Below are 19,483 nucleotides of genomic sequence, written 5' to 3'. Positions count from 1 at the left end.
CGTGTTCAGCGACCGTCACCGTCGGGGTCGATGCCCGAGTCGAGCCCGGGGAGGATGCCGTCCTCGACCGCCCGCCGCAGGAGGTCGACCTTCGTCGGGGCCGGGCGACCGACCTCGACGTACTTCACGCGGATGCGGTCGAGGTACTCACGAGCCGTGGAGTACCCGATGCCGAGTTGCTGCGCCGCCAGCTTGAGCGGCAGGCCCGAGGCGTACAGGTGCAGGATCTCGCGCTCGCGCCGACCGAGCTGGGCCTTCGCGAAGTCGCGGTCGGCGTCGATGGCGCTCGCCCACTCGAGGTTGTTCAGCACGTCACCACGCGCGACGGTGGCGACCGCTGCCATCACCGTCTTCGTGGCGGACGACTTCGGGATGACACCGGCAGCCCCTGCTGCGAGTGCCTCACGGACGTTGGCGACGCGGTCCGCGATGGAGTGCACGAGCACGGCGGAGCCGGTCCCCTGCACGCCCTTGACGTTCTCGGTGACGGTCGAGCCGTCACCGAGGGACAGGTCGAGGACGACGACGTCGACCTCGCGCCCGTCGAGGTCCTGGACGTACTCGGGCACGCTCGCGGCGGTGAGCACCACCTCGAAGCCCTCGTTCTGGCACGCCGCCTGGATCCCGAGTCGCACGGACTCGTGGTCGTCCACGATCGCGACCCGGACCGGCCTGGTGGCCGTGCCCGACGTCTCGGCTGCGGTTGTCGTTCCTGCTCCCACTGTGGCCTCTCGTTCCGATGTGCGTCCCCGGCCCCTGAAACCGGACCGCCATCAGCGCCCAGGATACCCAGGCTGGACTCAGGTCCGGGGAAACCGGACGCGCCACGCGGACGAAACCGCCCGGTTGCCCGTCAGCGCGCGGGCGTCAGGCGCGCCACGGCCTCCATGTGGTGGGTGTGCGGGAACAGGTCGAACGCCCGCAGCGCCTCGAGCTTGTACCCCAGGTCGGCGAACGTCGCGACGTCGCGGGCGAGCGCGACCGGGTCACAGGCGACGTAGACGACCTGCGACGGGTGCAGGGCCGCGATCTGCTCGACGACCTGACGACCGGCACCGGCGCGCGGCGGGTCGAGGACGATCGTGCCGGCGCGGAACCGGTCCTTCTCGGCGCGCGAGGCGTTCGCCACCGTGTTCGCGAGCCAGCGGTCGACCCGGCCGGTCTCGGCGCGCGCGCCGAGCCACTCGGCGAGGTTCTCCTGCGCGTGCTCGGTCGCGCGTGCGGCGCTCTCGACGCTCGTGAGGCGCGCCTTCGGCCCGACGAGGTCGCCGAGTGCGGCGGCGAGCAGGCCGACGCCGCCGTACAGGTCCAGGTGGGTGCCCTCGGGGTCGAGTCGGTCGCGGTCGACCAGGTCCTGCACGGCCTCGGTGAGCACCGACGCCGCGGCACGGTGCACCTGCCAGAAGCCGTTGTCGTCCACCGCGAAGGTGCGCTCCCCGACGACCTCGGTCACCACGGTGGGCTTCTGCTCGTCGATGACGAGGCGCGCCCCCTCGGAGCCGCTCGGTGCCAGCACGTCGATGACCGACGAGCCGGGCATCACGCCACGGCCGAGCGGCGCGCTCTCCTGCACGGCGTCGTTCGCGAGCGGCAGGCTGGTGACGGGGATGACCGAGTGCGAGCGCGCGGCGAACGGGCCGGCGGTGCCGTGCTCGTCGACGTGCAGCCGGACCCGGGTGCGCCAGCCGAGGCCGTTCGCGGCGTCGTCACCGGGTGCGGCCTCGACGACGACGTCCGAGCCGAGCACCGATGCCAGGTCCGTGTGCGCGAACCGCGAGAACGAGTCGACGAGCACGTCGTGCTTCAGCGTGCGCTGGTGTGCGAGGGCGATGTGGCCGAACTCGGCACCGCCCGGGCGCGTCTCGGGGTCGCGGTCGAGCGCGGCCTCGGCCCAGACGTGGTCGACGCGGTGCTCGCTCGCGGTGACGACACTGACGGTGTCGGCGCGCCAGAACGACTTCTTCCGGTCCTCGGTCACCCGGGCGACGACGCGCTCCCCGGGGATCGCGTCCGTGACGAAGACCACCCGGCCTTCGTGCCGTGCCACCGAGATGCCGCCGTGGGCGATCCCGGTGACGTCGAGTTCGAGCAGCGTTCCGACGGATTCACCCATGGTTCGATGGTCCCATGCGTCTGTACCTCGCGAGTACATCCCCCGCCCGCCGAGCACTCCTCGCCCAGTCCGGGATCGAGCCCGTGCTCGTGTCGCCCGGGGTCGACGAGGACGCCGCGGCGTCCGCGGCCGCCGCCGCGCTCGGCCGTGACCTCACCGGCCCGGAGCTCGTGTCGCTGCTGGCCGTCGCCAAGGCGTCAGCCGTCGCGGACGCCGACGTCGCCGGGTCGCCGGTCGACGGCTTCGTGTTCGGCGGCGACTCCGCCTTCGAGGTCGACGGGCGCCTGTACGGCAAGCCGCACGACCCGTCGGTGGCCCGGGAGCGCTGGCGGCAGATGCTCGCCGCCGGCGGCGGGACGCTGTGGAGTGGACACTGCGTGATCGATCGACGACGCGACGACCGGCGCCGCGACCTGGACCCGGCCACGGGACGGACGGGAGGCCCGGATGCGGCCCGCCCCGTGCCTCCCGTCCGCAGCCTGGTGACGTCTCCTGCCGGCGTGCCGGAGCTGGGGGACGTCGCGCCCGGCGGGTCGGCCCTGGCCGCCGGTGGTGACCGCGTGGTCGCCGTGGACAGCGCCGTGCTGACGTTCGCCGACGACCTGTCCGCCGAGGAGATCGACGCGTACGTGGCGACGGGCGAGCCGCTCGAGGTCGCGGGGGCGTTCACCATCGACGGGCGGGCGGCGGCGTACATCTCGCGCATCGACGGGGCACCGTCGGCGGTGGTCGGGCTGTCCCTGCCGGTGCTGCGGTCGATGCTGCTCCGCGGCTTCGGCGTCCGCTGGCACGAGTTCTGGTCACTGTAGACATCCGCACTTGTTCGGGACGGTTCTTTGTGGGTGCCAGTCAATTCGTGCTCCCGTTGCACGAATACGCTGATGTCTCATGCCCCGTATCAGCAAGGTCCTCATCGCGAACCGCGGCGAGATCGCCGTCCGCATCATCCGCGCGGCCCGCGACGCAGGCAAGGCATCGGTCGCCGTCTACGCCGACCAGGACCGTGACGCCCTGCACGCCCGCCTCGCCGACGAGGCCTACGCGCTGAACGGCACCACGAGCGCCGACACCTACCTCGTCATCGACAAGATCATCTCGGTCGCCCGACGGTCCGGCGCAGACGCCGTGCACCCGGGCTACGGGTTCCTTGCCGAGAACGCCGACTTCGCCCGTGCCGTCATCGACGCCGGACTGACCTGGATCGGCCCGTCGCCCGACTCCATCGAGCGCCTCGGTGACAAGGTCTCCGCACGCCACGTGGCCGAGAAGGTCGGCGCGCCGCTCGCGCCCGGCACCATCGAGCCCGTCAAGGACGCCTCCGAGGTCATCGCGTTCGCCGACGAGGTCGGCCTGCCGGTCGCCATCAAGGCGGCCTTCGGCGGTGGTGGCCGTGGCCTGAAGGTCGCACGGACGCGCGACGAGGTCGCCTCGCAGTTCGAGTCGGCGACGCGTGAAGCCATCGCGGCGTTCGGTCGGGGCGAGTGCTTCGTCGAGAAGTACCTCGACAAGCCGCGCCACGTCGAGACCCAGTGCCTCGCCGACCAGCACGGCAACGTCGTCGTCGTGTCGACGCGCGACTGCTCGCTGCAGCGCCGGCACCAGAAGCTCGTCGAGGAAGCACCCGCGCCCTACCTGACGGACGCGCAGCAGGAGCGACTGTACGAGTCGTCGAAGGCGATCCTGCGCGAGGTCGGCTACGTCGGTGCCGGCACGTGCGAGTTCCTGATCGGCGCCGACGGCACGGTGTCGTTCCTCGAGGTCAACACCCGCCTGCAGGTCGAGCACTGCGTGTCCGAAGAGGTCACCGGCATCGACCTGGTGCGCGAGCAGTTCCGCATCGCCGAGGGCGGCGTGCTCGACTACTCCGACCCTGTGGCGCGCGGTCACTCGTTCGAGTTCCGCATCAACGGCGAGGACCCGGGCCGCAACTTCTTCCCCGCGCCCGGCCCCGTGCACGCCTTCAACGCGCCGTCCGGCCCCGGCGTCCGCGTCGACTCGGGAGTCGTGAGCGGCGACGTCGTGTCCGGTTCGTTCGACTCCATGCTCGCGAAGCTCATCGTCACCGGAGCGACCCGTGCCGAGGCGTTGGAGCGCTCGCGTCGTGCACTGGCCGAGTTCGAGGTCACCGGCCTGCCGACCGTGCTGCCCTTCCACCGTGCGGTCGTGTCGGACCCGGCGTTCGCGACGGACGACTCCTCGCCGTTCTCCGTGTACACGCAGTGGATCGAGACCGAATTCGTCAACGAGATCCCGGCGTGGAGCGGTTCGCCTGAAGAACTGCCGGCACCGGCTCCGCGCGACTCGGTCGTCGTCGAGGTGCAGGGCAAGCGCATCGAGGTCACCATGCCGTCGATCGTCGGTGGCGGTGCCGCCGGTGTCGCCGGTCGTCGTCCGGCCGGTCCCTCCGCTCCCCCGAAGCGCCGCTCGTCGGCGGTCAAGGGCGGCATCGCGAAGTCCGGCGGGTCCGTCGCGTCGCCGATGCAGGCGACCGTCGTGAAGCTCGCGGTCGCCGAGGGTGACACCGTGGTGAAGGGCGATCTGCTCGTCGTGCTCGAGGCCATGAAGATGGAGCAGCCCGTGCAGGCCCACAAGGACGGCGTCGTCACCGGCCTGAACGCCCCGGTCGGCCAGACGGTCTCGTCCGGTCACGTGCTGCTCGAGCTGGCGTAGCGCGCGCGGCGGGGCTTCCCTCCCCGGGCCGTTCGTCCGGCGCACTTCCGCTGCGCACAACCAAAGTCACCTCGAACCGGGTAATCGCACGGTTCGAGGTGACTTTGGTTGTGCAGACAGTTCTGGCGCGGCTGTTCATCGGACGTGGTGGTACGAGCGGGACACCATCGGGAGCCCTGTCGCGCGCAACACTGCACGCAGGGACTCGGCGTCGTTCGTCTCACGCGCCCCGAACCTGCCGACCGCGCGGACATCCGGATGTCGTCGGAGACGGTCCTCCCGACGCTTCTCCGCCACGACGACGTCGGCCGACGACCGGCCCGCTGCCCGGAGCGCCGGATCCACGTACTTCGATCGACCGTCGAACTCGAGGACCACGCCGTGCTCCGGGAACCAGAAGTCCACACGTCCGATCAGACCGGCGCCGTCGCGGAACTCCTGCTGGAGCACCGGTCGCGGAGCCCCGACCTCGTCGAGCGCGACCCTGGCGACGGATTCACCAGCCGAACCACTGTCGGCGTCCGCGAGGTCGATCGCAACACCCGCCCGGTGTCGACCGTGCACCGCGCTCCGACTCGCCAGTTCGTCACGGATCGCACGCTTCGACACACCGCACTGCAGCGCCACGTCGAGAGCGGGCACCGCGATCCGGAGCTCGTGCGAGATCGCCACGTCGACGACGGTGCTGACCAGGTCGGTGAGTCGCCGGCCGTTCGCGACCATGGTCTGCGTGCGCAGTCGTCGTCCCCTGCCAGGGCGCTTCCGCACGTGGGTCAGCGCCTGCGAGGTCGCGCGGAGTGGATCGATCACCTCGACCACGTCCGGGAACTCGCCCTTCCACGGCAATCCGTGCAGCGCGGCTGCCGAAGCGTGCGAGACGACGAGCCGGTCGGCGATCCCGTCGTGCACCGCCTTGATGCGGGCGATGTGGCGCTCGCCTGGAGTCGCCCGACGCCAGTCGTCCGCATCGACGAACCGGCCGGGGACCAGGCGGACCAACTGACCGGCGTCTGCCGCCGAGCGCTGAGCCCGTCCCGTTCGGCCGCTCGTGTCGGCCGAGCCACCGCGGATGATCGTGAGTCGTGTCATCCCGGCAGGATCCCGCGTCTGTGCGCGGCGCATTCGGTCGCGCGGTCTGCCTGTGGAGAGCGGACGGCCCGGAGGCGCTCGGGAGGAGGGCGGCGCCGTTCAGCCCTGCACGACCAAAGTGCCCTCGAGCCGCGCTTTCAGGCGGTTCGAGGGCACTTTGGTTGTGCGCAGGCCCCGGGGCGGCGGACGGCGGCCTTACGAGACCAAGGGGCGGACGGACTCCGCGAGGGCGTCGACGAGGCGCTGGGCCTCGGCGGGGGTCTCGGCGACGGTGTCGATGTAGACCTTGACCTTGGGCTCGGTGCCGCTCGGTCGGACGATCACGCGCGCGTCACCGGTCAGGTCGTACCGCAGGATGTCCGACGGCGGGAAGCCCTCCACCCCGTCGACGTAGTCCGTCACGGTGCGGACGTCCAGCCCGCCGAGCGACGACGGCGGCGCGGACCGCAGCGAGGCCATGATCTCGCCGATGCGGGACAGGTCGTCCACGCGGGTCGCGACCTGCCCCGACGCGAACGCCCCGAACTCGGCGGCGAAGGCGTCGAGCTGCCCGGCGATCGACGATCCGGCAGCGGCCAGGTCCGACGCCAACGACAGCAGCGACAGGGCCGCCGAGATGCCGTCCTTGTCGCGGACGACCGACGGGTCCACCAGGTAGCCGAGAGCTTCTTCGTACCCGAAGAGCAGCCCGGGGACCCGCGAGACCCACTTGAAGCCGGTCAGGGTGTCGCGGTACTCCAGACCGTGGCGGGCGGCGACGCGGGCCAGCGCCGGCGACGAGACGATCGACGCTGAGAGGGTGCCCGTGGCGCCGGTCTCCGACGCACGGACGGCAGCCTGCCACCCGAGTAGCCACCCGACCTCGTTGCCGGACAGGCGGCGGTAGGTCGGGTCCCCGGAGTCGGAGACCGCCGGGATCGCGAGCGCGAGCCGGTCGGCGTCGGGGTCGTTCGCGATGACGAGGTCAGCGCCGACGGCGAGCCCGCGGGCGATCGCCAGGTCCATCGCGCCGGGTTCCTCGGGGTTCGGGAACGACACGGTCGGGAACGCACCGTCCGGCTCGATCTGCTCCGGCACGACCGCGGGCGACGCGAACCCGGCGGCGGCGAACACCGCGCGTGCGGTCTCCCACCCGACACCGTGCATCGCCGTGTAGACGACCTTCGGCTGCTCCTGCGGCGCCAGGGTCGGGGTCGGCACGATGGCGGCGGTGGCGGCCACGTAGGCGTCGAGCAGCGCCGACGACGCGACGGTGTAGTCGGTGCCCCGGGGCAGGTCCGTGATCGACCCGGCAGCGACGGCTTCGATGGCCGCAGCGATCGAGCCGTCGACCGGCGGCACGATCTGCGACCCGTCGTCGTCCTGTCCGAGGTAGACCTTGTACCCGTTGTCGCGGGGCGGGTTGTGGCTCGCGGTGACCATCACCCCGGCGCCGACGTCGAGGTGCCGCACAGCGAACGCGAGCACCGGTGTGGGCAGGGCGACCGGCAGCAGCGTGACCTCGAGCCCGAGGCCACGCATGACCTCTGCGGAGTCGCGCGCGAAGACGTCGGAGTTCACCCGGCCGTCGTAGCCGATCACGACGCTGCGCGACCGGCCCGTGTCGATCAGGAAGCGTGCGAGACCGGCAGCGGCCTGCGACACGACGACCCGGTTCATGCGGAGCGGGCCGTAGCCGAGCTCGGCGCGGAGTCCGGCAGTACCGAACTGCAGCCGGCCGCCGAACCGCGCGGCCAGGGCCTGCACGGCCGGACCGGAGCCGTCGGACGCGGCGTCGATCGCGGCGGTCAGCTCGTCGCGGGTCTGCGGATCCGGGTCCTGCGCGAGCCAGGACCGAGCGGTCCCGAGCACGTGGTCGAGGTCGATCTTCACGACGCCGACTGCCCGAGGGCGGTCACCACGCGGGCGAGCAGGTCCGCGATCGCGGGCTCGGCCTGCTTGCCGGCCTCGAGCACCTCGGTGTGCGACAGCGGCGTCTTCTGGATGCCGGCGGCGAGGTTCGTGATGAGGGAGAACCCGAGGACCTCCATGCCGGCCTGGCGAGCGGCGATGGCCTCGAGCGCGGTGGACATGCCGACGATGTGCCCACCGATGGCCTTGGCCATCTGGACCTCTGCCGGGGTCTCGTAGTGCGGGCCACGGAACTGCGTGTAGACGCCCTCGTCCAGGGACGGGTCGACCGACCGCGCCACGTCACGCAGCCGGGACGAGTACAGGTCGGTGAGGTCGATGAACGTCGCGCCCTCGAGCGGGCTGTCGGCGGTCAGGTTGATGTGGTCGCTGATGAGCACGGGCGTACCGGGCGTCCAGTGCTCCTTGATGCCACCGGCACCGTTCGTCAGCACCATGACCGTGGCACCCGTGGCCGCGGCGGTGCGGACGCTGTGCACGACCCGGCGGACGCCGTGGCCCTCGTAGTAGTGCGTGCGTGCGCCGATGACGAGCGCGTGGCGGCCGTCGGCGAGGCGGATCGACCGGATGGTGCCGGAGTGTCCGGGCACGGCCGAGGCGCTGAACCCGGGGACCTGGTCCGCCGGGATCTCGGACACGGTCTCACCGATGATGTCGGCGGCCTTGCCCCAGCCCGAGCCGAGGGTCAGGGCGATGTCGTGCCGCTCGATGCCGGACTTCGCGGCGATGACGGCGGCGGCGTCCCGCGCGACCTCGAACGGGTCGGCAGCGGGGTCGTTCAGCGGGTTCTCGGTGCTCATGACCCAACTCTAAAGGGCCGACGCCCGCCGCAGCGGCCGCCGCCGCAGCCGCCGCCGCTCCCGCCTCAGTGCTCGCCGAGCGCCCGGTCCACCGCCGCCGTGATCTCACCCTGGTCGAAGTGGTTCCGGATCACGATGACCTCGGCGTAGGTGTCGCCGATCGCCTCGACGAACTCCTGGCTGGTGAGGATCACGTTGGCGTCGTCGGACACGTCGCGCACCGAGGCCACGTCGGCTGCGACGACCGATGCCTGCAGGCCAAGGGCGGACAACGCCTTCTCGGCGTTCACCTTGAGGATCCCGCTCGAGCCGATGCCCGCGCCGCAGATGGTCACGATCTTCACGCGGACACCCCCATGATCGTGCGGACCTCGTCCGCCGTCGTCGCGTCGGCGATCCGCCCCGTGACGGCCTGGTCGTTGAACAGGTTCGCGATCTCGCCGATGGACTCGAGGTGCGTGCCGACCCCGGCGACCGCGAGCCCCAGGACCACGCGGACCGGGTCGTTGTGCGGGTGGCCGAACGCGACCGGCGCTTCGAGGGTCACGACGGCGAGCCCGTCGCGCAGGACCGCGCCACCCGGTCGGGCGTGGGCGAACGCCAGGCCCGGCGAGATCACGATGTACGGCCCGTGTTCCTCGACCATGCCGATCATGGCGTCCGTGTACTCGTCGGTCGCGGCTCCGGACGCGACGAGCGCGCCGCCGGCCAGGCGCATCGCGTCACGCCAGGTGGGCGCGGTGGCCCCGAGGAGCACGGCGGCGTCCGGCAGCGGCGGCAGTCCCATGCGTCAGGCCTCCGAGTACCCGGAGGTGATGGTCGCGATGATCTCCTCGCGGTCCTCGAGCGGCAGGAAGGAGCCGAGCGCCGCGTTGATCTGGAACGCCGCCAGGTCGTCGAGGTCGTAGCCGAACGTGCCGGCGAGCAGTGCGAGCTCCTTCGACAGCGACGTCCCGCTCATCAGGCGGTTGTCGGTGTTCACCGTGACCCGGAAGCCGAGCTGGTAGAGCACGTCGAAGGGGTGGTCGGCGAGGTCGTCGCCCCAGGCCGCGATCGCACCGGTCTGCAGGTTGGAGGACGGCGAGACCTCGAGCGGGATCTCGCGGTCGCGGACCCACGACGCGACCTCGCCGAGGGAGGCCAGCGTCGAGCCGTCACCGGCGTCGGAGAGGGTGACGTCCTCGAAGATCCGGACGCCGTGCCCGAGGCGCAGCGCGCGGCCGTCGACGAGCGCGGACCGGATCGAGGCGAGACCATCCGCTTCGCCCGCGTGGACGGTGACGGGGAACAGCTCGGATGCGAGGTGGTCGAACGCGGCACGGTGGTTCGAGGCGGGGAACCCGGCTTCGGCACCGGCGATGTCGAAGCCGACGACCCCGTTGTCACGGTGCCGGACGGCGAGCTCGGCGATCTCGAGCGAGCGGTCGGCGTGGCGCATCGCGGTGACGAGCTGGCCGACGCGGATGCGCCCGCCCGCGGCGTCGACCGCTTCCTCGATGCCGGCCTGGACGGCCTCGACCGTCTCGTCGAGGGTCAGGCCGCCCTGCAGGTGCTGCTCCGGCGCCCAGCGGACCTCGCCGTACACGACGCCGTCGGCGACCAGGTCCTCGACGAACTCCTTCGCGACGCGGTGCAGCTGCGGAGCCGTCTGCATGACCGAGATGGTGACGTCGAACGTCTTCAGGTACTCGACGAGCGAGCCCGAGTTCGACTGGTCGGCGAACCACTGCCCGAGCTCGGACGGGTCGGTGGTCGGCAGCGTGACGCCCGCGGCACCGGCAAGCTCGACGATCGTCGCGGGGCGCAGGCCGCCGTCGAGGTGGTCGTGCAGCGAGACCTTCGGCAGGTCGTTGATGACCGCTCCGGCGTCGGGCAGGCGGTAGGTCGGGGCGTCGGCGCTCATGCGACCAGGCTATCGGTGGTCAGCGACCGCGCGCAGGCACCTGTGCACAACAGACCCGTGCACAGACTGGCGCATCCCACTAAACGGGATCGCGAAGCGATCCGTGGGATGCGCGGGCGAGCCTGCGAGCCCGGTCCACACGTGTGCGGAGAGCCTCCAGTCGGTCGGACGGTCGCGTTCAGCCCGCGATGCGCTCCCGCACGATCGGCCCGCGGGCCGCCACGGCAGCGTCGGACGAGCCGATCGACCACGCACCCTCGAGCGACTCGAGCGCGCGCGGGATCCGCGAGGCGTCGTCGGTGTGCAGCGTCCAGAGCGGCTGCCCCTCGGTCACGGTGTCACCGGGCTTGACGTGCAGCTCGATGCCCGCCCCGGCCTGCACCGGGTCCTGCGCGCGGGCACGACCGGCGCCGAGGCGCCAAGCCGAGACGCCGAACGGCAGGGCGTCCTGCTGCGCCAGCACACCGGACGACGGCGCCGTGACGACGTGCTGCTCGCGGGCGACCGGCAACGCGGCGGAGGGGTCACCACCCTGCGCGGAGATCATCCGGCGCCAGGTGTCCATCGCGCGACCGTCGGCCAGCGCCGCGGCGGGATCGGCGTCCGGCAGTCCAGCCAGCGTGAGCATCTCCGAGGCCAGGGCGACGATCAGCTCCACGACGTCCGACGGACCCCCGCCCTCGAGGACCGAAACCGACTCCCGCACCTCGAGCGCGTTGCCGATCGTCAGCCCGAGCGGGACCTCCATGTCGGTCAGCAGCGCCGAGGTCTTCACCCCGGCGTCGTTCCCGAGGTCGACCATCGTCTGCGCGAGCTCGCGCGACGCCTCGTACGTCGGCATGAACGCACCGGAGCCGAACTTCACGTCGAGCACGAGCGCACCGGTGCCCTCGGCGATCTTCTTCGACATGATGCTCGACGCGATGAGCGGGATGCACTCGACGGTGCCGGTGATGTCGCGCAGGGCGTACAGCTTCTTGTCGGCCGGTGCGAGACCCGAGCCGGCGGCGCAGATGACCGCACCGACGTCGGACAGGATCTCCATCATCCGGTCGTTCGACAGCGCAGCCTGCCACCCGGGGATCGACTCGAGCTTGTCGAGCGTCCCGCCGGTGTGGCCGAGGCCACGGCCGGACAGCTGCGGCACCGCGACGCCGAACGACGCCACCAGCGGTGCGAGCGGCAGCGTGATCTTGTCGCCGACCCCGCCCGTGGAGTGCTTGTCGACGGTCGTCTTGCCGAGCGACCCGAACGACATCCGCTCCCCCGACGCGATCATCGCGAGCGTGAGGTCCTTGACCTCGCGCCGCTCCATCCCGTTCAGGAAGATCGCCATCGCCATGGCGGCCATCTGCGGGTCCTCGACGTAGCCGCGCGTGTACGCGTCGACGAGCCAGTCGACCTCGGCGGTGCTCAGGGCGCCGCCGGATCGCTTCGTGCGGATGAGGTCGACGGTGTCGAACGGCTCGACGGCCATGGGGATCAGTGCTCCTGCTGGTAGGTGACGAGGGTGCGCGGCCCGAACGCGTCGGGCAGGACCTCGTCGATGGTGCGGATGCCCGAGACCGTCTCGAGGAGCATGCCCTCGGTCGAGTGCTCGAACAGCAGCTGGCGGCAGCGGCCGCACGGCATCAGGGTCGCCCCGTCGCCGTCGACGCACGTGAACGCGACGAGCTTGCCGCCGCCGGTCATGTGCAGCTGCGACACGAGCGAGCACTCCGCGCAGAGCGTCACCCCGTAGCTCGCGTTCTCGACGTTGCAGCCGGAGACGATCCGGCCGTCGTCGGTGAGCGCCGCGGCGCCCACCGGGAACGACGAGTACGGCGCGTAGGCGCGCCGCATCGCGGCCGTGGCGGCGTCCCGGAGAGCGCCCCAGTCCACGTCGTCGACCGGGAGGCCCGTGGCTGCGTCCGCCCCGTCGGCGGCGGTGTCGCCGCCTCCCGCGCGCAGGGCCGTGGCCGGGTCCGTCCAGGCGATCGCGTCGGTGGACGCGGCCGTGCCGTCGTCCGCAGCGTGCGTTTCGGTCATGTGCCGTGCCTCCTGGCCGTCAGCTCTTGATGTACGGCTTGCCGGACGCGGCGGGACCGCGCGACTGCCCGACCAGGCCGGCCACCGCGAAGATCGTCACCACGTACGGCAGCATCAGCAGGAACTCGCTCGGCACGGGCGAGTCGATCGCCCCGAGCGTGTTCTGCAGGTTCGAGGCGAAGCCGAACAGCAGCGCCGCCAGCGTGGCCTTGATCGGGTCCCAGCGACCGAAGATGACGGCGGCCAGGGCGATGTAGCCAGCGCCGGCCGTCATGTCCTTCGTGAACGGCCCGACCGCGTCGAGCGTGAAGTACGCACCACCGAGGCCGGCGATCGCGCCGGCGAGCGACACGTTCCAGAACCGGGTGCTCGTGACGTTGATGCCCACCGTGTCGGCCGCCTGCGGGTGCTCGCCGACCGCGCGGAGGCGCAGGCCCCAGCGGGTCTTGAACAGGCCGAAGGTGACGACCGCGACGGCCACGTACGCCAGGTAGACGATGACGCTCTGCTCGAAGAACACCGGACCGATGACCGGGATCTGGTGCAGCAGCGGGATCTCGAACTTCGGGAACCGGACGCCGACGTTCAGCGTGGTCTCGTTCGGGGACAGCACCTGCGAGTACAGGAAGCCGGTCAGCCCCGAGATGAGGGCGTTGATGACGACGCCGACGATGACCTGGTCGACGAGGTACTTGATGCTGAACGCGGCCAGGATGAACGAGACGAGCACACCGGCGACGAGCGCGCCGACGAGTCCGACCCACGCGGAGCCGGTGAGCGACGCGATGAGCGCCGAGGTGAACGCACCCGCGAGGAACTGGCCCTCGATGGCGATGTTGACCACGCCGACCCGCTCGGAGATGACGCCGCCGAGGGCACCGAACACGAGCGGGACGCTCAGCCCGAGTGCGCCGACCAGCAGGCCGGGCAGCGGGATCGTGGCGCCGGCCGCTGCCCACGTCAGGAAGCCGACGACGAAGACGATCGCGAAGACCGACGTGACCCAGAGCGGGACGTGCCGGTAGGCGCGGACCTCGACGAAGGCGTAGACCGTGGCGATCGCCAGGAGCACGACCACGACGTAGCCGGTCGGCGCCGCCGACAGCGGGACGTTCGGCAGCGCGACGAAGTCGCCGGCGTTCGCGAGCCGGAAGGTGGTCGTGCCGGCGCGGCTGAGCAGGACGAAGAACACGACCGCGAGCAGCGTGAACACCGCGTACCCGATCGGGAGCTTCCAGCTGCGGGTCGTCTCGACCGGACGGTCGGAGAGGGGCGACGCGGGCGCCGCGGTGGGGCTGAGGGTGCTCACGCGGCGACCGCCTTCTTGCTGTTCTTGCTCGTCTTCGTGCGCTGGCGGGCTCCCGGCTGCGGGATCCGGAAGATCGCGCGGACGAGCGGCGGCGCCGCGATGAACAGGACGATGAGGGCCTGGATGACACCGACGATGTCGATCGGGATGCCGTTGGCGGCCTGCATGGCGTAGCCACCGTTCTTCAGCACGCCGAACAGGATCGCGGCCCAGAACACGCCCCACGGCTTCGAGCGGCCGAGCAGCGCGACGGTGATCGCGTCGAAGCCGATGCCGGCGTCGATGCCCGAGGTGAAGCCCGTCGTGACCGCACCCTGCACCTGGTAGGCACCGGCGATGCCGACGAGGGCACCGGAGATGACCATCACCCAGATCGTCAGTGCCGGCACGCTCATGCCGGCGACGCGGGCGGCGCGGGGGTTCTCACCGATGGTGCGGAACCGGAAGCCGAGCGACGACTTGTTGACGAGCCACCAGACCACGACGACGGCGATGATCGCGACGATGAAGCCGAGGTCCACGCCGTACCGCTCGCCGAAGAGCTGCGGCAGGAGGGCACTGTCCTTCGTGGCCGGGGAGATCGGGTTGCTGCTGCCCGGAGCCTGCAGCAGACCGGGGGTCCGTAGCAGGTAGCTGACCAGGTAAAGCGCGACGTAGTTGAGCATGATCGTGACGACCACCTCGTTCGCACCCGTGCGCGCCTTGAGGACACCGACGATCCCTCCCCAGACCGCACCGCCGACGATGCCGGCGACGATCGTGAGCGGGATGTGGATCGCGGCGGGTCCGTCGAACGAGAACCCGACCCAGCCGGCGGCCGCGGCCCCCATCAGGATCTGGCCCTGGCCGCCGATGTTGAACAGCCCGGCGCGGAAGGACAACGCGATCCCGAGGCCGGCGACGACGAGCGGCACCGCGTAGTCGATCGACCGGGTGAGCGGGGCGATCGCCTGCTGGAAGCTGGTGGCGCCGAAGTTGACCACCGAGCCCTGGAACAGCGAGGCGTAGGCGCCGCCGACCGCGGTGCCGATGGCCTGGAGCATGTCGGCGGGACGGGCGAAGAAGTAGCCGGCCGTGGCGCGGACGTTCTCGTCGGTCAGGGCGATGAGGATGCCGCAGGCGACGAGGGCGAGCACGACCGCGAGGACCGTGACGAGCACGGAGCCGTTCAGGATGCTCTGCATCGCGGCGTGCCAGCGGTCGGTACCGGGGGCGCCGTTGCGGCGCTCGGTGTCGTCCGCCGAGTCCGTCATCAGGTGCGGGGTCTCCGGGGCCTCCTGCAGGCGGTCGTCGGTGAGCGGGGCGTCTGCCTCGGTGCCGGCGGTGGGCTGCGTGTTGTCGGGCGTGGGGGTGGTCACGCTGCCAACTCCGTTCCGGTCGTGGATGTGGCTTGGATCTCGCCGGCCGAACCGGTCATGCGGCCAACTCCGTTCCGGTCGTGGATGTGGCTTGGATCTCGCCGGCCGAACCGGTCATGCGGCCAACTCCGTTCCTTCTGGGATCTCGCCGGCCATCATGAGGCCGAGGACGTCTCGCGGGGTGGTCGCCGGCACGATCCCGACGATGCCGCCGCGGTACATGACGGCGATGCGGTCGGCCAGTGCCACGACCTCGTCGAGCTCGGTGGAGACGACGATGACGGGCACACCGGTGTCGCGGGTGGCGACGATGCGCTTGTGCACGAACTCGATCGACCCGACGTCGATGCCGCGCGTGGGCTGCGCGGCGACGAACAGCCGGAGCTCGCGGCTGAGCTCCCGGGCGAGGACGATCTTCTGCTGGTTGCCGCCGGACAGCCGACCGGCAGCGGTCGCGCGGCCCGGCGTGCGGATGTCGAACTCGGCGATCTTCTCGTCGGCGAAGGCGTCGCGCTCGGCGGCACGGATGGTGCCGGCGCGGACGAACGCGTCGTGGTCGGACCGGTCGAGCATGAGGTTCTCCGCGATCGTGAACTCGCCGACCAGGCCGTCCTCCTTGCGGTCCTCGGGGACGAAGCCGACGCCGGCGTCGAGCACCTGCTTGACGCTGCGGCCGGTGAGCTCCTTGCCGTCCAGCGTGATGCGGCCGGCGTGGACGGGCTCGAGACCGAGGATCGCCTCGGTGAGCTCGGTCTGTCCGTTGCCCTGCACCCCGGCGATCGCCAGGACCTCGCCGCGACGGACCGAGAACGACACGTCGTCGACGAGCACGATGCCGGACGGGTCGGTGACGGTGAGGCCCTCGACGACCAGGGCGTCCTCGCCACCGGTCGACGGCGTCTTGTCGACGACGAGGGAGACGGCGCGGCCGACCATCATCGCGGCCAGCTCGTTGTTGGTCGCCGCGGGCGAGGCCTCTCCTACGACCTTGCCGAGCCGGATCACCGTGATGCGGTCGGCGACCTCGCGGACCTCGCGGAGCTTGTGGGTGATGAAGACGATCGCGGTGCCGGCCTCGCGGAGCTGCCGCATGATGCCCATCAGCTCGTCGGTCTCCTGCGGGGTGAGGACGGCCGTCGGCTCGTCGAACACCAGCACGGAGGCGTCGCGGGAGAGCGCCTTGATGATCTCCACACGCTGCTGGACGCCGACGGGCAGGTCCTCGATCTTGGCGTCGGGGTCGACGTCGAACCCGAAGCGGTCGGAGATCTCCTTGACCCGCTTGCGGGCGCCGGCCAGGTCGAGCCGGCCGCCGAAGGTGGTCTGCTCCTGACCGAGCATGACGTTCTCGGCGACGGTGAAGACGGGGACGAGCATGAAGTGCTGGTGCACCATGCCGATGCCGGCGCGCATGGCGTCACCGGGGCCGTCGAAGTCCTGGACCACGTCGTCGAGCAGGATCTCGCCCTCGTCGGCGTCGTACAGGCCGTAGAGGACGTTCATCAGGGTGGACTTGCCGGCGCCGTTCTCACCCAGGAGGCAGTGGACCTCACCCGGCTCGACGGTGAGCGAGATGTGGTCGTTGGCGACCAGGGCGCCGAACCGCTTGGTGATGCCGCGGAGTTCGAGCTTCATGTTCGGGAGTCTATTTCTGTCTCGAGTGCGCCACGCGGGCGCACGACCTCGAGTGCGCCACGCGGGCGCACGGTCTCGCGTGCACCGCTCGGGCGCACGAGAACGCGGGCGAGGGAAGCCCCTCGCCCGCGTTCGTCGGGTCAGGACTGGGTCTTGACCTTGATCGAGCCGTCGATGATGCCGGCCTTGATGTCGTCCAGTTCGCCCTGGAGGCCCTTGTCGACCTTGGACTCGTAGTCGTGGAACGGCGCGATGCCGACGCCCTCGTTCTCGAGCGTGCCCACGTACGGGGTCTTCGAGAACTTCTTGTCGGCCGCCTGCTCGACGACGTCCTTCACGGCCGGGCGCATGCCCTTCTCGACCGAGGTGAAGGCGATGTCCTTGTAGCGCGGGTCGGCCTCGTAGAGGTCGCTGTCCGCACCGATCAGGACGGAGCCGTTGTCGGCGTCCTTGATGGCCTCGGCAGCCGACTGGTAGATCGGACCGCCGACGGGCAGGATCACGTCGGCGTCCTGGTCGAGGAGCGTCTGCGCGACCGACTTGGCCTGCGTGCCTGCCTCGAAGCCACCGGTGAAGGAGCCCTTGCCGGTGTCGACGTTCCAGCCCTTGACCTGGACGTCCTTGTCCTTCTGCTCGTTGTAGTACTTCACGCCGTCCGCGAAGCCGTCCATGAAGATGGTGACGGTCGGGATCTGCATGCCGCCGAAGGTGCCGACGACGCCGGTCTTCGAGTAGGACGCCGCTGCGTAGCCGGCGAGGAACGCGGCCTGCGAGGTGTCGAACGTGATCGGCTTGACGTTCTTCGCGTCGATCGAGCTGTCGTCGATGATCGCGAAGTCGGTGTCGGGGTTCGCCGCGGCCTGCTTCTTCGTGGCGTCGGCGAGGTTGAAGCCGACGGTCACGACGAGGTTGCAGTTCTGGCCGATGAGCTGCTGGATGTTCGAGTCGTAGACGGTGGCGTCCTTCGACTCGGCTTCCTTGTAGGTGGCACCGAGGTCCTTGGCGGCGTCCTTCATGCCCTCGTAGCCGAGCTGGTTGAACGACTTGTCGTCGAAGCCACCGGCGTCGGAGACCATGCAGGGGCGGAAGTCGGTCTTCTTGGCGGTCGTCGTGTCGGACGGCGCCGAGGCGCAGCCTGCGAGGACGGCGGCGGTGCCGAGGAGCGCGAAGCCGCTGAGGACGACGCGTCGGGTACGAGATGTCACGGGTGGGTTCCTCCGGGGAGCGTGCCCGGACCACGTGCGTTCCGGGCGATCGTGGCGACAGTACACGACCGCCCGGCCGGTACAGGACCCGTTCTGAGCACCGGACGGATCAGTTACGGGATCGCGACCGCGCCGAAACGCGCCCGTAACGCGGGGTCACGCTCGGACCCCCAGTTCGAGGGGGTTGTCGGTGGAGCGCTACAGGACGTCGCCGCGGCCGCTGATCTTGAGAGCATCCACGACGCCCTTGACCCGCTGCGCGTTCGCGCTGGTCGTCACGAGCAGCGCATCGGGGGTGTCCACGACGACGATGTCCTCGACCCCGATGAGCGAGATGAGCCGCTGGCTGTGCGAGATCACGATGCCGCTCGACGAGTCGGCGAGGATCCGGGCGCCGTCACCGAGCACGGCGAGGTTGTTCGGACGACCACCGGACTGCAGCTTGGCGAGCGAGGCGAAGTCGCCGACGTCGTCCCAGTCGAAGTCACCGGGCACGACCGCCATGCGTCCGGCCGCGGCAGCAGGCTCGGCGACCGTGTAGTCGATCGCGATCTTCTCGAGCGTGGGCCACACCGCGTCGACGACCGCGCCGCGGGCCGAGGTGTCCCAAGCGTCCGCCAGCTCGTTGATGCCGGCCAGCAGCGTCGGGTTGTTCCGGCCGATCTCCTCGAGCAGCACGTCGGCGCGGGCGATGAACATGCCCGCGTTCCACAGGTACGTGCCCTGTTCGATGTACGAGCGTGCGGTGTCCAGGTCGGGCTTCTCGACGAACGACCGGACGGCGTGCGCGGTCGGTGCGCCCTCGATGTCCAGGGTGTCGCCGTGCGCGTGGATGTACCCGAAGCCGATCGCGGGCTCGGTCGGCGTGATGCCGATGGTGGTGATGTACCCGGCGCGGGCGACGGCGACGGCCTCGCGCACGGAACGGCGGAAGCCGCGGGCGTCGCCGATGACGTGGTCGGCGGCGAAGGAGCCGATGACGACGTCGGGTTCGCGGCGCACGAGGATCGCCGCGGCGAGCCCGATGGCCGCCGTGGAGTCCTTCGGCTCGCTCTCGAGCACCACGTTGTGGTCCTCGACTCCCGGCAGTTGCGACTCGACGGCGACGCGGTGCGCCCGTCCGGTCACGACCATGATCCGCTGTTCGCCCGCGAGCGGGGCGAGCCGGTCCCAGGTCTGCCGGAGCAGCGAGGTGCCGGAGCCGGTCAGGTCGTGCAGGAACTTGGGTGCGTCCGCGCGCGACAGCGGCCACAGGCGCGATCCGATGCCCCCTGCGGGGATGATCGCGTAGAAGTCTTCGAGAGCGTCAGCCACGCGCTCACCGTACCGGTCCTGCCGCGCGGATCCTGGGTGGTCTCCGCACGATTCCCGCATGCGGGCTCCCGCAGGGCAGTGACGCGCGTGCGCGCGGCGACGACGTTGCGTTGTTCACCCGTCGCCTCCGCCCCGTTCACGTCGTCGG

The 19,483-nt window shown here is 70.9% G+C and carries 17 protein-coding genes; 2 read left to right on the top strand and 15 right to left on the bottom strand.

The window, feature by feature from the left end:
* Nucleotides 1–5: 5 nt before the first annotated feature.
* Nucleotides 6–722, bottom strand: a complete 717-nt coding sequence (locus M4960_RS13440; RefSeq protein ID WP_248704496.1) for a response regulator transcription factor — start codon at nucleotides 720–722, stop codon at nucleotides 6–8.
* 131 nt (nucleotides 723–853) lie between these two features.
* Nucleotides 854–2,113 carry a class I SAM-dependent RNA methyltransferase gene (locus M4960_RS13435; protein ID WP_248704495.1) on the bottom strand — a complete coding sequence of 420 codons (1,260 nt, stop codon included), beginning with the start codon at nucleotides 2,111–2,113 and terminating at the stop codon, nucleotides 854–856.
* 14 nt (nucleotides 2,114–2,127) lie between these two features.
* Here M4960_RS13435 and M4960_RS13430 point away from each other — a divergent pair, with 14 nt between their 5' ends.
* Together M4960_RS13430 and M4960_RS13425 are read left to right on the top strand one after the other, a co-directional pair.
* Nucleotides 2,128–2,922, top strand: a complete 795-nt coding sequence (locus M4960_RS13430; protein WP_248704494.1) for a nucleoside triphosphate pyrophosphatase — start codon at nucleotides 2,128–2,130, stop codon at nucleotides 2,920–2,922.
* A 79-nt stretch (nucleotides 2,923–3,001) separates the two neighbouring features.
* Complete coding sequence (locus M4960_RS13425; RefSeq protein ID WP_248704493.1) at nucleotides 3,002–4,783, top strand: biotin carboxylase N-terminal domain-containing protein; 1,782 nt, start codon at nucleotides 3,002–3,004, stop codon at nucleotides 4,781–4,783.
* Nucleotides 4,784–4,918: 135 nt separating this feature from the next.
* Here the strand turns inward: M4960_RS13425 and M4960_RS13420 are convergent, their stop codons facing one another.
* From M4960_RS13420 to M4960_RS13360, 13 genes are all read right to left on the bottom strand, one after another.
* The gene (locus M4960_RS13420) at nucleotides 4,919–5,872 is read right to left on the bottom strand and encodes a hypothetical protein (RefSeq protein WP_248704492.1); all 954 of its coding nucleotides are present in this window, start codon (nucleotides 5,870–5,872) and stop codon (nucleotides 4,919–4,921) included.
* A gap of 195 nt (nucleotides 5,873–6,067) precedes the next feature.
* On the bottom strand, nucleotides 6,068–7,744 hold the full coding sequence (locus tag M4960_RS13415) for a phospho-sugar mutase (RefSeq protein WP_248704491.1): 1,677 nt from the start codon (nucleotides 7,742–7,744) through the stop codon (nucleotides 6,068–6,070).
* Nucleotides 7,741–8,583: a purine-nucleoside phosphorylase gene (locus tag M4960_RS13410; RefSeq protein WP_248704490.1), complete on the bottom strand. Its 843-nt coding sequence runs from the start codon at nucleotides 8,581–8,583 to the stop codon at nucleotides 7,741–7,743. The genes M4960_RS13415 and M4960_RS13410 overlap by 4 nt, the downstream gene beginning before the upstream one ends.
* 65 nt (nucleotides 8,584–8,648) lie before the next feature.
* Nucleotides 8,649–8,927, bottom strand: coding sequence for a PTS sugar transporter subunit IIB (locus tag M4960_RS13405; RefSeq protein ID WP_123292189.1), 279 nt, complete (start codon nucleotides 8,925–8,927; stop codon nucleotides 8,649–8,651).
* Nucleotides 8,924–9,370, bottom strand: coding sequence for a PTS sugar transporter subunit IIA (locus M4960_RS13400; RefSeq protein WP_248704489.1), 447 nt, complete (start codon nucleotides 9,368–9,370; stop codon nucleotides 8,924–8,926). Before M4960_RS13400 ends, M4960_RS13405 begins: the two co-directional genes overlap by 4 nt.
* A gap of 3 nt (nucleotides 9,371–9,373) precedes the next feature.
* Nucleotides 9,374–10,486, bottom strand: coding sequence for an adenosine deaminase (locus tag M4960_RS13395; protein ID WP_111086617.1), 1,113 nt, complete (start codon nucleotides 10,484–10,486; stop codon nucleotides 9,374–9,376).
* Between the two features lie 178 nt (nucleotides 10,487–10,664).
* Nucleotides 10,665–11,963 carry a thymidine phosphorylase gene (locus M4960_RS13390; RefSeq protein ID WP_248704488.1) on the bottom strand — a complete coding sequence of 433 codons (1,299 nt, stop codon included), beginning with the start codon at nucleotides 11,961–11,963 and terminating at the stop codon, nucleotides 10,665–10,667.
* Nucleotides 11,964–11,968: 5 nt separating this feature from the next.
* Nucleotides 11,969–12,367, bottom strand: a complete 399-nt coding sequence (locus tag M4960_RS13385; protein ID WP_123292351.1) for a cytidine deaminase — start codon at nucleotides 12,365–12,367, stop codon at nucleotides 11,969–11,971.
* Nucleotides 12,368–12,533: 166 nt separating this feature from the next.
* Nucleotides 12,534–13,823: an ABC transporter permease gene (locus M4960_RS13380; protein ID WP_123338926.1), complete on the bottom strand. Its 1,290-nt coding sequence runs from the start codon at nucleotides 13,821–13,823 to the stop codon at nucleotides 12,534–12,536.
* Nucleotides 13,820–15,181, bottom strand: a complete 1,362-nt coding sequence (locus tag M4960_RS13375; protein WP_248704487.1) for an ABC transporter permease — start codon at nucleotides 15,179–15,181, stop codon at nucleotides 13,820–13,822. Before M4960_RS13375 ends, M4960_RS13380 begins: the two co-directional genes overlap by 4 nt.
* Before the next feature lie 114 nt (nucleotides 15,182–15,295).
* Nucleotides 15,296–16,816: an ABC transporter ATP-binding protein gene (locus tag M4960_RS13370; RefSeq protein WP_123292184.1), complete on the bottom strand. Its 1,521-nt coding sequence runs from the start codon at nucleotides 16,814–16,816 to the stop codon at nucleotides 15,296–15,298.
* Between the two features lie 140 nt (nucleotides 16,817–16,956).
* Entirely contained in the window at nucleotides 16,957–18,021 is a 1,065-nt protein-coding gene (locus M4960_RS13365) for a BMP family protein (protein WP_123292183.1), read from the bottom strand.
* A gap of 198 nt (nucleotides 18,022–18,219) precedes the next feature.
* A complete protein-coding gene (locus tag M4960_RS13360) occupies nucleotides 18,220–19,335 on the bottom strand; it encodes a mannose-1-phosphate guanylyltransferase (RefSeq protein ID WP_123292182.1) in 1,116 nt (371 codons plus the stop codon).
* Between the last annotated feature and the right edge of the window lie 148 nt (nucleotides 19,336–19,483).

It is taken from the genome of Curtobacterium sp. MWU13-2055 (assembly GCF_023242305.1).
GTDB lineage: Bacteria > Actinomycetota > Actinomycetes > Actinomycetales > Microbacteriaceae > Curtobacterium.
The sequence above is the reverse complement of the archived record's forward strand: the minus strand, read 5'-3'. Positions and strand labels throughout refer to the sequence as shown.

Coding starts and splice junctions, on each gene's coding strand:
- M4960_RS13435 (WP_248704495.1), bottom strand. CDS start 2,113: ATGGGTGAATCCGTCGGAACGCTGCTCGAACTCGACGTCACCGGGATC.
- M4960_RS13430 (WP_248704494.1), top strand. CDS start 2,128: ATGCGTCTGTACCTCGCGAGTACATCCCCCGCCCGCCGAGCACTCCTC.
- M4960_RS13425 (WP_248704493.1), top strand. CDS start 3,002: ATGCCCCGTATCAGCAAGGTCCTCATCGCGAACCGCGGCGAGATCGCC.
- M4960_RS13420 (WP_248704492.1), bottom strand. CDS start 5,872: ATGACACGACTCACGATCATCCGCGGTGGCTCGGCCGACACGAGCGGC.
- M4960_RS13410 (WP_248704490.1), bottom strand. CDS start 8,583: ATGAGCACCGAGAACCCGCTGAACGACCCCGCTGCCGACCCGTTCGAG.
- M4960_RS13400 (WP_248704489.1), bottom strand. CDS start 9,370: ATGGGACTGCCGCCGCTGCCGGACGCCGCCGTGCTCCTCGGGGCCACC.
- M4960_RS13395 (WP_111086617.1), bottom strand. CDS start 10,486: ATGAGCGCCGACGCCCCGACCTACCGCCTGCCCGACGCCGGAGCGGTC.
- M4960_RS13390 (WP_248704488.1), bottom strand. CDS start 11,963: ATGGCCGTCGAGCCGTTCGACACCGTCGACCTCATCCGCACGAAGCGA.
- M4960_RS13370 (WP_123292184.1), bottom strand. CDS start 16,816: ATGAAGCTCGAACTCCGCGGCATCACCAAGCGGTTCGGCGCCCTGGTC.